This window comes from Gordonia sp. McavH-238-E (genome assembly GCF_022348225.1).
In the GTDB taxonomy this organism is placed as follows: Bacteria; Actinomycetota; Actinomycetes; order Mycobacteriales; family Mycobacteriaceae; genus Gordonia; species Gordonia terrae.
This window is the reverse complement of record NZ_JAKRFE010000014.1, coordinates 95,734-110,227: the sequence shown is the minus strand read 5'-3', so window position 1 is coordinate 110,227 and position 14,494 is coordinate 95,734. Positions and strand designations below refer to the sequence as shown.

General features: G+C 66.9%; 13 protein-coding genes. 11 read left to right on the top strand and 2 right to left on the bottom strand.

Features of this window, described 5'->3' with window-relative positions; translation table 11 throughout:
• Positions 1-119 precede the first annotated feature (119 nt).
• Complete coding sequence (groL, locus tag MHN80_RS20255) at positions 120-1,745, top strand: chaperonin GroEL (RefSeq protein WP_004022854.1); 1,626 nt, start codon at positions 120-122, stop codon at positions 1,743-1,745.
• A 153-nt stretch (positions 1,746-1,898) separates the two neighbouring features.
• Positions 1,899-2,399: a hypothetical protein gene (locus tag MHN80_RS20250; protein WP_239403422.1), complete on the top strand. Its 501-nt coding sequence runs from the start codon at positions 1,899-1,901 to the stop codon at positions 2,397-2,399.
• Positions 2,400-2,799: 400 nt separating this feature from the next.
• Here the strand turns inward: MHN80_RS20250 and MHN80_RS20245 are convergent, their stop codons facing one another.
• Entirely contained in the window at positions 2,800-3,099 is a 300-nt protein-coding gene (locus tag MHN80_RS20245) for a hypothetical protein (RefSeq protein ID WP_239403421.1), read from the bottom strand.
• A gap of 499 nt (positions 3,100-3,598) precedes the next feature.
• Here MHN80_RS20245 and MHN80_RS20240 point away from each other — a divergent pair, with 499 nt between their 5' ends.
• The 9 genes from MHN80_RS20240 (at position 3,599) to MHN80_RS20205 (ending at position 13,933) form a co-directional block, all read left to right on the top strand.
• Positions 3,599-5,200 carry an HNH endonuclease signature motif containing protein gene (locus MHN80_RS20240; RefSeq protein WP_239403420.1) on the top strand — a complete coding sequence of 534 codons (1,602 nt, stop codon included), beginning with the start codon at positions 3,599-3,601 and terminating at the stop codon, positions 5,198-5,200.
• Positions 5,201-5,308: 108 nt separating this feature from the next.
• Positions 5,309-5,968 (top strand): DsbA family protein, encoded by a 660-nt coding sequence (locus MHN80_RS20235; protein WP_239403419.1) that lies wholly within the window; start codon positions 5,309-5,311, stop codon positions 5,966-5,968.
• A 172-nt stretch (positions 5,969-6,140) separates the two neighbouring features.
• Positions 6,141-7,814, top strand: coding sequence for an HNH endonuclease signature motif containing protein (locus MHN80_RS20230; protein ID WP_239403418.1), 1,674 nt, complete (start codon positions 6,141-6,143; stop codon positions 7,812-7,814).
• A gap of 68 nt (positions 7,815-7,882) precedes the next feature.
• Entirely contained in the window at positions 7,883-8,254 is a 372-nt protein-coding gene (locus tag MHN80_RS20225; protein ID WP_308219790.1) for an MSMEG_6728 family protein, read from the top strand.
• Positions 8,193-8,789: a hypothetical protein gene (locus MHN80_RS25825; RefSeq protein WP_308219789.1), complete on the top strand. Its 597-nt coding sequence runs from the start codon at positions 8,193-8,195 to the stop codon at positions 8,787-8,789. Before MHN80_RS20225 ends, MHN80_RS25825 begins: the two co-directional genes overlap by 62 nt.
• Positions 8,790-9,161: 372 nt before the next feature.
• A complete protein-coding gene (locus MHN80_RS20220; protein ID WP_064569194.1) occupies positions 9,162-10,187 on the top strand; it encodes an alpha/beta hydrolase family protein in 1,026 nt (341 codons plus the stop codon).
• Positions 10,188-10,215: 28 nt separating this feature from the next.
• On the top strand, positions 10,216-11,025 hold the full coding sequence (locus MHN80_RS20215; protein WP_239403417.1) for a tyrosine-protein phosphatase: 810 nt from the start codon (positions 10,216-10,218) through the stop codon (positions 11,023-11,025).
• A 127-nt stretch (positions 11,026-11,152) separates the two neighbouring features.
• Complete coding sequence (locus MHN80_RS20210; RefSeq protein ID WP_239403416.1) at positions 11,153-11,701, top strand: hypothetical protein; 549 nt, start codon at positions 11,153-11,155, stop codon at positions 11,699-11,701.
• Between the two features lie 30 nt (positions 11,702-11,731).
• Positions 11,732-13,933 (top strand): glycoside hydrolase family 3 C-terminal domain-containing protein, encoded by a 2,202-nt coding sequence (locus MHN80_RS20205; RefSeq protein WP_239403415.1) that lies wholly within the window; start codon positions 11,732-11,734, stop codon positions 13,931-13,933.
• Between the two features lie 12 nt (positions 13,934-13,945).
• Here the strand turns inward: MHN80_RS20205 and MHN80_RS20200 are convergent, their stop codons facing one another.
• On the bottom strand, positions 13,946-14,425 hold the full coding sequence (locus tag MHN80_RS20200) for a PaaI family thioesterase (RefSeq protein WP_239403414.1): 480 nt from the start codon (positions 14,423-14,425) through the stop codon (positions 13,946-13,948).
• Positions 14,426-14,494 lie beyond the last annotated feature (69 nt).

Genomic DNA, 14,494 nt, shown 5'->3' with positions numbered 1-14,494 from the left:
TGTGAGTGCCAGGTCGGGACGGTGAGGCCGGTACCGAATGACACACCGGTCGTCCGTCGCGGGCACCGAGTTCCGGCCATACGAACCTAGTGTCACCCCCTTCGGAGGATCACTTACCCATGGCCAAGCAAATTGCGTTCGACGAAGAGGCCCGTCGCGGCCTCGAGCGGGGCCTCAACAGCCTTGCCGACGCCGTCAAGGTGACGTTGGGACCCAAGGGTCGCAACGTCGTCCTGGAAAAGAAGTGGGGCGCCCCCACGATCACCAACGATGGTGTGTCCATCGCCAAGGAGATCGAGCTGGAGGACCCGTACGAGAAGATCGGCGCCGAGCTGGTCAAGGAAGTCGCCAAGAAGACCGACGACGTCGCGGGCGATGGCACCACCACCGCCACCGTTCTGGCCCAGGCTCTCGTCCGTGAGGGTCTGCGCAACGTCGCTGCCGGCGCCAACCCGCTGGGTCTGAAGCGCGGCATCGAGAAGGCCGTCGAGGCCGTCACCGAGTCGCTGCTGAAGAGCGCCAAGGAGGTCGAGACCAAGGAGCAGATCGCTGCCACCGCCGGTATCTCGGCAGGCGACCCCTCGATCGGCGAGCTCATTGCCGAGGCGATGGACAAGGTCGGCAAGGAAGGCGTCATCACGGTCGAGGAGTCCAACACCTTCGGCCTGCAGCTCGAGCTCACCGAGGGCATGCGCTTCGACAAGGGCTACATCTCGGGTTACTTCGTCACCGACGCCGACCGCCAGGAAGCCGTCCTCGACGACCCGTACATCCTGCTGGTCTCGGGCAAGGTCTCGACCATCAAGGACCTGCTGCCGCTGCTGGAGAAGGTCATCCAGGCCGGCAAGCCGCTGCTGATCATCGCCGAGGACGTCGAGGGCGAAGCCCTGTCGACCCTCGTCGTCAACAAGCTCAAGGGCACCTTCAAGTCCGTCGCCGTCAAGGCCCCGGGCTTCGGTGACCGCCGCAAGGCCATGCTGGCCGACATCGCCATCCTCACCGGTGGCGAGGTCATCAGCGAAGAGGTCGGCCTCTCGCTCGAGGGTGCGGGCGTCGAGCTGCTCGGTACCGCACGCAAGGTCGTCGTGACCAAGGACGAGACCACCATCGTCGAGGGCTCGGGCGATCCCGACGCCATCGCCGGTCGCGTGGCCCAGATCCGCGGCGAGATCGAGAACAGCGACTCCGACTACGACCGTGAGAAGCTGCAGGAGCGTCTGGCCAAGCTGGCCGGCGGTGTTGCGGTCATCAAGGCGGGCGCGGCCACCGAGGTCGAGCTCAAGGAGCGCAAGCACCGCATCGAGGACGCTGTCCGCAACGCGAAGGCTGCTGTCGAAGAGGGCATCGTCGCCGGCGGTGGCGTGGCCCTGCTGCAGTCGGAGCCGGCCATCGACGCACTCTCGCTCGAGGGTGACGAGGCCACCGGCGCCAACATCGTCAAGGTCGCGCTGTCGGCTCCGGCCAAGCAGATCGCGATCAACGCCGGGCTCGAGCCGGGCGTCGTCGCCGACAAGGTCCTGAACTCGCCCACCGGCACCGGCCTGAACGCCGCCACCGGTGTGTACGAGGACCTCCTCAAGGCCGGCATCAACGACCCGGTGAAGGTCACCCGCTCGGCGCTGCAGAACGCAGCCTCGATCGCGGCTCTGTTCCTCACCACCGAGGCCGTCGTCGCCGACAAGCCCGAGAAGAACGCTGCCCCGGCCATGCCGGGCGGCGACGAGATGGGCGGGATGGGATTCTGACCTGACTCCGTCAGGGATGAGCTTCTGATCTCCTGATCAGATCCCCGCGTCTGCTCACGCAGCAACAACCGAAGGCCGGTCACCCGCACGGGTGGCCGGCCTTCGGCGTTGTGAAACGCGCTACGACGCAGAATCTGCCGCATAGTTGCAGCCATGACACGAAAGCGTGTGTTGTTCACCGCCAGGACTGTCGGTCACGTCATGTGGTGGGTGTTCGTTGTCGCCGCGCTGTTTGCAAGCGGAATCACCTGGTGGATGACGGAGTATGTCGCGGTCGACGCTTCTTTCGTAGGCAGGTCTTACGGTTGGACGATCTACACTCCCACCACCGTCGCAGGCTATGTCGATCTCATGAGGTCGTCTGGCCCGGAGTGGTGGCAGGATCCGGCCGTATACGCGCTCGCCGCATTCGTGGCGGTCGTGATCGCCGCTATCGTCGATGCGCTCGCAGCCCGTCGCCTCATCGCCGGCATCATCACGGTCGCAGCGCCTTTCGTAGCGCTGGGCCTCTTTGTGCTCGCAACCCCCGGCGCGGTCGATGAGGTCTACCCACACGGCACCGTTTCCCTCGTGTTGATTCTCATCGGTGTGGCGATCCGCGAGGTGTGGATGCGCGCCATCGCGCCCGGGGTGCGAGATGAGCCTCGGGGGTGAGCTTTCGGACAGGGGCGATGCGCCCCTGCTCGGTGCGCGACCTGGCCCGTTGGGCCGGTGCGATCAGATCGGCCGATAGGTTCCGTCGCGGTGCGAAGTGTTCAGCGGCGTCGACGTGCGTGTGGCCCTCCGAAGAAGAGGCGAACCCGGACGGAGTGCTGAATCGTATCCTCGTCAAGGAGGATGCTGCCTGTCACAAACATGTCACCGATGGAGACCGCCCCTGCGTCACCGGCTTGCTGCAAAACAGCTCGACGGATCGCGTCGCTGAGCTCCGGCCCTCTCAGGTCAGTTCGAAGCTCGACTAGGAAAATTTCCTCGTTACCCACCTGCACCACCACCCGACTGTTCATAAGAACAGCCCTGTGTCTTCGAAACTGTTGACTCGCAGGGTGTTACATCACTTGTGGTCGTCCGGCCGAGTGAAGTATCGAGTGGGCGCGGCGTACTCGGCGGGCGCACCTGATTCGGGGTCAGCGGTAACGATGTCGAGGTCTGTGTGGGTCAGTAGGTCTGGGATGGTCTCCGCATTCGCACCGATGCCCGCCCAGTGGGCGTCAACGTCGGAGGCGATGCACCACGCGTGATCGGCTGGCCACACGAACGATGCCGGGTTGTGCCCCGTCTCTCGCACGCCCCAGCGTCCGAAGTCGGATAGCGGGCCGTGCAGGAGGTAGTAGGACCGGTTGGGGATGATCATTCGGGCGCTCCGGCGCATAACCGTCGAGGTATCAGGCCATCCCTCCCAGATTGCGAAGTAACAGTCGTCCGGAGTGCCGGTCGCAGAGTGCAACAACTCGCAGAGACGACCAACTTTGGCCTGATCCGTGGGATCGTCCGGACCCGCGGCGAAGTCTTGTCCGTCGGGGTCGGGCATGAACCGCAATCGCGCGTAGGCCTCGAACCCTGGAGTGCCGAAAGCGGTCAAGTCCTGCCAAGGCTCCTGGGAGTTTACGATCCAGGCCGCTGCTCGAGGAGTTTCGCACGGTCGCAGTTCCACTGGTCAATGACACCACAGTCGCGATCGGAAATGCGTCGGCTCGTCAGCGCTGAGCGCTGCGTTCTGCTTACCCTGGAATCGGAGCGTCGCCACGCTGCCCGTGACGGTGATCAGCGTCCCACCCAGGCATTGCCGCCGGGGAGGTCCGGCCGACTGACGGTCGGCAATTCTTGTCGGTGGTCGCACGTATGTTTGATCTATGCAGTTCGGGGGCGGCGGCGCAGATATCTCGGGTGAGGAGTCCGGGGTCGAATCGTCGTTGCCTGCAGTGGTTGTCGACAACGAGTTGTCGGCCACCGAGCTCGTCGATGTGATCACCCACTGCGCGTCGATCACCTCCGCAGCCTCGTATCGACTGCTGACGGCGGCGAGTCTGCTGCACGAGGAACGCGAACTCGACTACCACCTCCGCCGCACCGAACACCATGACGGACAGGTCTTCTCCGAAGACGACCTCCACCGCCGAGCCGCCGACGCCGCCGCCGGTATCGACCCCTACGCGCAGTTCGGTCCCGACGGGTTCGATCAGGCCACCGCCGAACTCGGTGCAGCCCTGATGATCACCGCGGCACAGGCCCGCGACCTCATCCGTACAGGTGACGTCCTGCGGTACCGGTTGATGCTGACCGGTAGCACCCTGGCGTGTGGCCGGATCGACCAGAAGCGGTTCGAGATCGCGGTCAAGCGCACCGACTTCGTGTCCGACGCCGACATGCAGGCCGTCGATGCCCATCTGGCCGAAGCGATTCTCGCGCGCCCACCGATGTCGACGACCCAGTTCACCACCATGGTCGATGCGATCGTCGCCACACACGCACCGGATGCGGTGCGCCGCCGCCGCGAACGCGCCGGCGACGACCGCCACATCACCATCGGACCCGACCGGTTCGGTCCGGGCCAGTCCCGCATCAGCGGCAGCCTGCCCGTCACCGACGCCGCCACCCTCGATGCCCAACTCAACGCGATGGCCGCCTCCGTGCACCCTCACGACCCACGCACCAAACGGCAACGACGCATCGACGCACTGCTCGCGTTGGCCGCACACCTCGACGTGCTGGCCTGCCGCTGCCCACACTGCGCACCTCCACCCGAACCGGTCGACCTCGACGACGACACCACCCCAGCCGACGGCGCTGACACGACCGCGGCGTCGGCGGATTCGGCCACACCGTCGGCGGTCACCGGCCACGCCCCGGCACCGACCTTCCACATCGTGGTGAACCTGTCGACGCTGCTCGGCCTCGATCAGGACCCGGGGTTCCTCGACCGCCACGGGCTGCTCGACGCCGACACCATGCGATCGCTGGTCGACGGTGCCCGCCGGTCCTTCATCACCGGTCAGCCGCAGCAGCCAGGCGAATCCCGCTACACCCCGAGTCGCAAACTCCAGACCCTGGTGCGGTGCGGAGAACTGTGCTGCACCTTTCCCGGGTGTACGCAACCGGTGTGGGAGGCAGACCTCGACCACACCATCCCGTTCGACCACCACACACCCACCACTGGTGGTGCCACCACACAACGGAACCTCAAGCCGCTGTGTCGTTTCCATCACCGGATCAAGACGTTCGGGATGTGGCGGGACTACCAGGACGAGTACTGCACCGCATGGTTCCGATCCCCCACCGGACACACCTTCGTCGGCAACGCCTTCAACGGCCGCGATCTGTTCGGTTACCTCGTCCCCAGGCAACCACCGGACCACCCCGCCCGCAGCCACCTCGCCGAACAGCGAGACACCCGCACCACCACCCGCCGTCGTGAACTCGACGCGTGGGACACCGCCAACCCACCACCCTTCTGAACACCTGTGAAGCAGGGTGGGTGAGTCGACGATTCAGGAGCCCCGGCCGCTGGACAGGCGCTCGGCGCCGTGGGGAACGATTTCCGTCACGGCGATGTTGAGACGGCCATGAGTGCTCCCATCACCGTCGACATCTGGTCCGACATCGCCTGCCCGTGGTGCTACATCGGCAAGCGCAAGTTCGAGGCGGGTCTCGCCGAGTTCGCCGGGCGTGACGACGTCGAGGTGACGTATCACAGCTTCGAGCTCGCGCCCGACACGCCGGTCGACTTCGACGGGTCCGAGGTGGACTTCCTGGTCCGGCACAAGGGCATGCCTGCCCAGCAGGTCGAGGGCATGCTCGAGCAGGTGACCGGGATCGCCGCCGAGGTGGGTCTCGACTACGACTTCGACAGCCTCCAGCACACCATGACCCTGAAGGCGCATGAGGCGCTGCACTTCGCGAAAGAGCGTGGCCGACAACTCGATCTGGTGGAGCGGTTGTTCAAGGCCTACTTCGAGGAGGGTCGTCACGTCGGCCGTCCCGACGAACTCGCTGATCTGGCCGCGGACATCGGCCTCGATCGCGACGAGGTCATCGCGGCGCTGGACTCGGGCGCTTACGCGCCGGCGGTCGCGGCCGACATCGACCAGGCGCGCGCGTACGGAATCAGTGGAGTGCCCTTCTTCGTGATCAACGGCAAGTACGGAGTCTCCGGGGCGCAGGCGCCGGAGATCTTCACGCAAGCTCTCGACAAGGTACGCGCCGAGGCGGGCGATCGTGTCTGAACCGCTCGTGCCTTTCGAGATGGTCGGGGACGCTGACGCGGCTGTCTGCGTCGATGGTGTGTGCGCGCTGCCGGAGGCCGAAACCGAACCGTCGGAGCCTGTGCTGGAGTGAGTTTCGGAATCGTCTGAGCGGTCGGGGATTCTTGTCGGTGGTTGGTCGTATCTTGGTGTCATGCAGTTCGGGGGTGAGAGCGCAGGTGTCTCGGGTGAAAGTCCCGAGGCCGAGTTCTCCTTGCCTACAGCGCTTTCCGATGTCGAACTGTCGGCCACCGAGCTGGTAGATGTCATCACTCACTGCGCGTCGATCACCTCCGCCGCCACTTACCGACTCCTCACCGCGGCAAGCCTGCTGCACGAGGAACGCGAACTCGACTACCAGCAGCGCCGTACCGAGCACCGCGACGGGCAAGCCTCCTCGGCAGACGAACTGCATCGACGCGCGGCCGAGGCCGCCGCCGGGATCGACCCCTATGTCGAGTACGGGCCCGATGGTTTCGACCAAGCCACCGCCGAACTCGTTGCGGCACTGATGATTCCCGCCGCCGAAGCCCGTGGCCTCATCCGCACCGGCGATGTCTTGCGCTACCGACTCATGTTGACCGGTAACACCCTCGCGTGCGGACGTATCGACCAGCGACGCTTCACCATCGCCATGAAACGCACCGACTACGTGCCCGACGCCGACATGCAGGTCGTCGATGCCCATCTCGCCGAGGCGATCCTGGCCCGCCCACCGATGTCGACAACCCAGTTCACCGCCCTGGTCGACGCCATCGTCGCGAGGCTTGCTCCCGACGCAGTGCGCCACCGCCGTGAACGCGCCGACGCCGACCGCAACATCACCATCGGGCCCGACCGGTTCCACCCCGGCCAATCCCGCATCACCGGCACCCTCCCGGTCACCGACGCCGCCGAACTCAACGCGCAACTCAACGCGATGGCCGCCTCCGTGCACCCCGACGACCCCCGCAACAAAAGTCAGCGACGCGTCGACGCGATGATCGCCCTCGCCGCCCACCTCGACACACTGGCTTGCCGCTGCCCACGATGCGCACCCCAACCGGCATCCGACCTCGACGACACCGACACCGACGCCGAGTTGGACAGCGGCTCACCAACAGTCGAAGCCGACGACCCCCGTGCGGAAGCACCCGAATCGGCCCCGGCACCCGAACCGGCCCAACCGACCGCCACCGGACCGCACCGGCCGGTGCCCATGTTCCACATCGTGGTGAACCTGTCGACGTTGCTCGGCCTCGACGACGACCCCGGCTTCCTCGACGGCCACGGACTGATCGACGCCGACAGCATGCGCTCGCTCCTCGTCGACGCGCAACGCTCCTTTGTCACCACCGGCCGTACCCGACCAAACGGCCACGCCTCCGATCCCACTGCCGATGCCGGGTCCCGCTACACCCCGAGCCGCAAACTCCAGAACCTGGTGCGCTGCGGCGAGCTGTGCTGCACGTTCCCCGGCTGCAATCAGCCGGTGTGGACCACCGATCTCGACCACACCACCCCGTTCGACCACCACTCACCCTCGACCGGTGGCGCCACCACCCAGCGCAACCTCAAACCGCTGTGCCGGTTCCACCACCGCATCAAGACCTTCGGCATGTGGCGCGACTACCAAGACGAGTACTTGACCGCCTGGTTCCAGTCCCCAACCGGACACACCTTCATCGGCAACGCGTTCAACGGCCGCGACCTCTTCGGGTATCTCGTACCCGGCCGCCCACCCGATCATCCGGCACGCAGCACACTCGCCGGCCAGCGAACCGCCCGCACCACCACCCACCGTCGCGACACCGACGCGTGGAACGCCGCCAACCCACCGCCTTTCTGAACGGTGTGTGGGTAGCCCCCCGGCACGTTGACGTGTGAGTGCCCGGTTGCAGTGGGTACACAAACGCCATGCAGACGTTCCTGCCCTACCCGGATTTCCGACGCTCCGCGGAGGTCCTCGACCCCGCGCGGCTCGGCAAGCAGCGGGTGGAGACGTTGCAGATCCTGCGGGCGCTCGAATTGTTCGACTACGGCTGGTCCAGCCATCCCGCGGTCACGATGTGGCGCGGGCACACCCCGGCGCTGGTCGCGTACGGGCTCGCGTTCGTCGATGTGTGGACCGGCGAAGGACGTGCGGACAGCACCGCGCCGATGATCGCCGAGTTTCGCGCCCGACGTGGTGGGCCGGGCCCAGTCCGAGCTGGCCGCGCAGGGCCTGATGCCCGCGTGGCTGGGCGACGACCGGCTCCATCGCAGCCATCGTTCCGCGCTGCTCCGTAAGGCGCCGGACTTCTACGGCTCCGTGTTCGCCGACGTCGACGACGAACTGCCGTACTTCTGGCCCGATCCGCCGGTCGCCGACACCCACGAGCTGGACGAGCCGACCCGCACGGTGTGGATCGTCCGCGCCACGTCCGAGGACCAGTACACCGAGTTCCGGCGGCGACGCATCGTCGGGTTCGGCACCGAGTCCGGCATCGATGCCGACGCGTCGTCGGGCGCCGACGCGAGCCTGCGGACGCTGCTGAAAGAGTGCAGCCCGGGGCGTCGGCCGGGGAAGGACCTGCGCGTGCTCGCGTCCTTCGTCGCCGACGTGAAGGTGGGGGACCAGGTCGCCGTGGTCGACCCGGCCGACCCGGACGTGCTGGCGCGGGGCGAGGTGGTCAGCGACTACGAGTTCTCGACGCGCGCCGCGACGCTCACCCCGCACCGCCGTCGCGTCCGATGGACCGGCACGCTCGAGCGGACGTCGGTCACCCCGCCGGCACTGCTACAGAACCCGCGCACACTGTTTCCCGTAGCAGTGATGCAGTGAGTGATCCCGGGCTGAGCGCTGTCGTCCGATCGACCGAATCTCGGGCGGATGATCGTGACGCCCGGCAGTGCACGAGCCGGCCGAAATGCGCGGAGTCGACATCGCGGACATCCGAAATGGGCGTCGCGGGAGCGAGAATGGCTGCTCAGACGGGATATGTTCCGGTCACGCGAGATTTGGCATCGTGAAAATGACTCCAACCGTGGCTATACCGCGCTCGTGCTGAAGGTGAACGGCAAGGGTGCCCGACCGTGTATTCGCGGACGCATTTCCGCCCGATGCGTATGGTGAAACGTATTCGGATCGATATCTGCACGTGTGAATTCCGTTGTCGAGACGACGGCGCGGTCGTAGTGATGTGAAGGGACTGTGATGTCCGCAGCGGATGGTGCTCTCCGCCGACGCCTGGTCGCCACGACGGTCTCGATCGTTGCTCTCGTTGTCGCTCTGGCCATTCCGTCACTGGCGTCTGCGGAACCGGGAAGCGGGTCGACGCGGGCGCAGGCGTTGGCCCGGGCAGTGGCCGACGGCCGGGTGCTCGACCTGTCGGTGCATTCGCCTTCGATGAAACGAGATGTCCCGGTGCGCGTGCTCGTGCCCGCGGATCGATCGAAGCCCCGTCCGACGCTGTATCTGCTGAACGGTGCGGGTGGCGGGGAGGGTACCGGCCACTGGTTCGAGCAAACCGACATCGTCGATTTCGTCGCCGACAAGAATGTGAATGTGGTCGTGCCGATGCGCGGTGCCTACAGCTATTACACCGACTGGGTGAAAGTCGATCCGGTGCTCGGGCGAAACAAATGGACAACCTTTCTGACCAGCGAATTACCGCCGCTCATCGACGAAAAGCTGAAGACCACCGGGGTGAATGCGATCGCGGGGATCTCGATGGCGGGAACATCGTCGTTGAGTCTGGCCGAGTCCGCACCTCAGCTCTACCGGGCTGTCGCGTCCTACAGCGGATGCGCGGAGACGAGCACGAACCTGGGTCGGCTGGCCATCCGAGCGGTCGTCGAGGGCCGCGGCGGTGGCGACATCGCCAACATCTGGGGGCCGGTCGGCTCTCCGGGATGGCGTGCCCACGACCCGGTCGTCAATGCCTACAAGCTGCGCGGCAAGGCGATCTACATCAGCACCGGCACGGGTGTCCCCGGACCGCACGACCAGTTGCAGAGCCAGGGAATCGACGGCAAGACCACGATCTACATCGATCAGATCGCGGTCGGCGGCGCGATCGAGGCCGCCACCCATCAGTGCACGCTCAATCTCGACCGCCGGCTCACCCAGCTCGGCATCCCCGCGACCGTCGACTACACGCCCGGTACGCACGCCTGGCCGTACTGGCAGGATCAGCTCGTGAAGTCGTGGCCGATGCTCGAACGCGCGCTCACCGACTGAGCGGCCCGAGATCTGTCACGATGTGACCGTGACTGCGACCCCCGGTGCGCCGAGCCCCATCCCGAGCCTGCCCAACCTGCGCGATCTCGGCGGCTGGCGCACCGCCGACGGCCGGACGGTCCGATCCGGCGTCCTGTTCCGTTCGACGGACTTCTCCGCCCTCGACACCGCCGACGTGCCTGCGCTGGAAGCTCTGGGTCTCTCGACCGTCTACGATCTCCGGTCGGCGCACGAGAGCGCAGCCATTCCGGACCCGGTTCTGCCCGGTGCGTCGAACATCGCTCTCGACGTGCTCGCCGACGCACAGATGTCGATTCCGGCGAACATCGGCGCGGTGCTCGCCGACCCTGTCGTCGTCGCGGAGGCCGGCGAGATGCTGTCCGGCGGCAAGGCGCGCGAGATGATCTCCGGGACCTACCGCGAGATGATCACCCTTCCCAGCGCGACGGCCGCGTACACCGAGTTCTTCCGCGGACTTCTCGACGAGGCGACGACGCCGGCCCTCGTGCACTGCACCACCGGCAAGGATCGAACCGGTTGGGCGGCAGCATCTCTGCTGACCCTGCTCGGGGTTCCGAGGGACGATGTCTACCGCGACTACCTCCTCACCAACGAGCGGCTGATCCCGTCGCTCGAGCACATCTTCGACGGGTTCGCCGCGGCGGGGGGCGATCCCGAACTGCTCGTCGGCGTGCTGGGCGTGGACGCCGGTTACCTCGACGCGGCGTTCGACGAGGTGGACAAGCGGTACGGCGGGATCGAGGGCTACTTCGGCGAGGCGCTGGGCCTGGATGTCCGGGACCAGCAGGCCCTCCGCGACCGCTACCTCGACGGGTGAGGCAGGCGGGTTCGATGAGCTCGGCAGTGTGCGAGTGCCGGTGCCGATTCCTCCGGTGAGGGGATACCGCCGACTCGTGCCGATCGATAGCGTCGGGCGAACCCTCTCTACCGAACTACGGAGATCCATGCGCGCAGGAGTTATGGCACGGTCGTTGTTGATCTCCGTTCTGATCGTCGGAAGCGCGATCGGCGCGACGACAGACTCCCCGGACGCACGGGCGGAGCCGGGCGGGTCGGTCGACTCCGGAAGTCTCGAGGGTGCAGATCCCCGCGACCTCGACTACGGCAGCCTCGACGGTGTGGATCTCCGGGATCTCGACTTCGTCGGGAGCATCGGTGGAGGCGTGCAGCCGCCGCGAGTTCAGCAGTGTGACGAGGAGACGCGATCCGGAGGCCAGGGCGTCACGGAGACGCGGTACATGTTGGGCCGGCCGGGGCCCACCCGCTTCACCCTGCGGTACGAAACGCTCGATCAGCCCGATGAGATCCGAGTGTTTTACCAGGGCAGACTGATTCACAACACCGGGTACGTCGGTGACAATCGCAACCAGGGCACGGGTAGCGCCCGGGTCGTCGTGCCGCGGGGCACCGAATCCTCCGTCGTCGTGCGGGTGACCGGTCCGGAAGAGGGCACCCAGTGGGAGTACACGGTGTACTGTCCCGGGTCGAGCTGAGCGCCTGACGTTCGTCGGTAGTGTCTTGGGATGAGCGAACTGAGCTTGTCCCAGAAGGCCGCCCTCGGCAGCGGCGCCGATTTCTGGACCACGAAAGCGGTGGGTTCGATTCCCGCGCTCACTCTCACCGACGGCCCGCACGGGGTCCGCAAACAGACCGGCGCGACCGATCACCTCGGCCTCGCCGGCAGCGAACCCGCCACCTGCTTTCCGCCCGCAGTCGGCCTCGGCCAGAGTTGGGATGTCGGGCTGATCCGTCGTGTCGGCGAAGCGCTCGGACGGGAGGCCCGCGGTCTCGGCGTCGACATTCTGCTCGGTCCGGGAGTGAACATCAAACGAGATCCGCGGTGCGGCAGGAACTTCGAGTACTTTTCTGAGGACCCGTTCGTCACCGGCCGGCTCGGCGCGGCGTGGATCGAGGGTGTTCAGAGCATCGGGGTCGGGACATCGCCCAAACACTTCGCGCTGAACAATGCCGAGGACGACCGGATGCGGTCGAGTTCGGACGTCGATCCCCGGCCGATGCGCGAGATCTACCTCCGCGCCTTCGCGCACATCATCCGCTCGGCCGATCCCTGGACCGTGATGTGTTCCTACAACCGCATCAACGGCATCCCGGCATCGGAGAACCACTGGCTCCTCACCGACCTGCTGCGCGGCGAGTGGGGCTTCGACGGTGTGGTGGTCTCCGACTGGGGTGCCGTCGCCGATCGCGTCCGTGCGGTCGCGGCCGGACTCGATCTCGAGATGCCGGGGTCCGGCGGGCGGACCGACGCGCAGATCGTCGACGCCGTCGAGGACGGGCGCCTTGACGCGGCGGCCGTGGACCGATCGGCGTGGGCGGTACGCAAGCTCGCCGAGCGGGCCGGTGCCGGTCGCGCGGGCCGAGTCGTGGTCGATCCCGACTTGCACCACCGCCTCGCCCGGGAGGCGGCGGGGCGGTCCATCGTCCTGCTGAAGAACGAGGGCGGCGTTCTCCCACTGGGTTCCGGGCAATCTGTCGCGGTCATCGGCGAGTTCGCGCGCGAACCCCGGTATCAGGGCGGGGGCAGCTCACACGTGAATCCGACGCGCCTCGATGTGCCGGTGGACGAGATCCGGGCGGCCGGTCACACGGTGACCTACGCCCCTGGCTTCTCCACCGACGATGCGCCGGTGGATGCGGCCGAGGCGATCGCCGCCGCGGCCGAGGCCGATGTCGCCGTCCTGTTCCTGGGACTGGCGGCGTCGCAGGAGTCGGAGGGCTTCGACCGCGACGACATCGAACTGCCATCGGATCAGATCGAGCTGCTGACCCGAATCCTCGCGGTGCAACCCCGCACCGTGGTCGTGCTCGCCCACGGTGGAGTCCTCCGCCTCGAAGCGATCGCCGCGGCCCCCGCGGTCCTCGACGGTGCGCTCCTCGGCCAGGCCGGGGGTGGGGCCATCGCCGACGTGCTCGTCGGCGTGGTCAACCCGTCGGGGCGGCTCACCGAGACCGTGCCGGTCAGGTTGCAGGACGCGCCGGCTTACCTCAACTTCCCGAACGAGAACTCCCACATCCGGTACGGCGAGGGGATTCACGTCGGCTACCGCTGGTACGACGCGCGGGACCTCGAGGTGGCGTACCCGTTCGGGCACGGGTTGTCCTACACGACGTTCGAGCACTCGGGCCTCTCTGTCGCAACGGAGGATTCGGACGTCGACGGAGTGATCGTCGAGGTGACGGTCACGAACACCGGACCCCGCGCCGGTCGCGAGGTGGTCCAGATCTACACGTCGAAGCCGGACTCACGCGTCGGTCGTCCGCCGCATGAGCTGGCAGGTTTCGCGGTCACCCGCGACCTCGAGCCCGGCGAGTCCGAGACCGTGTCGGTCACGATCGACCGAAACGACCTCGCGTACTGGGACACCCGGGTCGATCGCTGGATCGTCGAGACGGGTGAGTACGCGATCCAGGTCGGCGCGTCGAGCCGCGACATCCGGCTGATCACGACCGTCGAGATCACCGGAGACGACGTGGTCCTCCCGATCGACGAGAACTCGACCCTGGGCGAGGTCCTGGCGAATCCGGCTGCGGCGCAGGCGCTCGCGGAGTTGGCCGAGAACAACCCGCTGATGAGTGCCGGGAACGACGCGCTGGGTGTCGACATGGCACGGATGCTCGCGTCGATCCCGCTCGGTCGCCTCGCCGGCTTCGGGATGAGAGACGAGGACATCACCGGGATCATCGCGGCTGCGCGCACGGACTGACCGGCCTGCGGGCTACCGGAACACGATGCAGGTGGTGGTTCCATGTGCCACGAGCTTGCCGTCGGCGGCGAACACCTTGCCCTCGGCGGTCGCGGTGGTGCGGCCGGCGTGGATGACGGTGCCCACGCCGGTCAGCTCTCCGGCGTCGACGGCGACCGAGCGGATGTAGTTCACCTTCAGCTCCAGGGTCGTGTAGCCGACGCCGGCGGGCAGCGTGGTGTGCACGGCACACCCCATCACCGAGTCCAGCAGCGTGGCACAGATGCCGCCGTGGACGGTGCCGAGGGGGTTGGCGAAGTCGGGCTGCGGGGTCACGGCGAAGGTGACCGCGCCCTCGTCGATCTGCTTGGGGACCATGCCCAGGAGGCGGCCGATGCTCGGACGGTCGGAGCCCGCGCCGTCGGCCTGCCAGGCGCGCAGTAGGTCGAGTCCGGACATCGCGGTGGGGTCGGTGGGTGCGTCGGTGGTCGTCATGACTATGCATGGTTGCATACTCGACAGTGATTATGAAGGTGTGCATATCCGGGTGGGTTCATCGCGGGGGCGATGACCTCGGCGGAT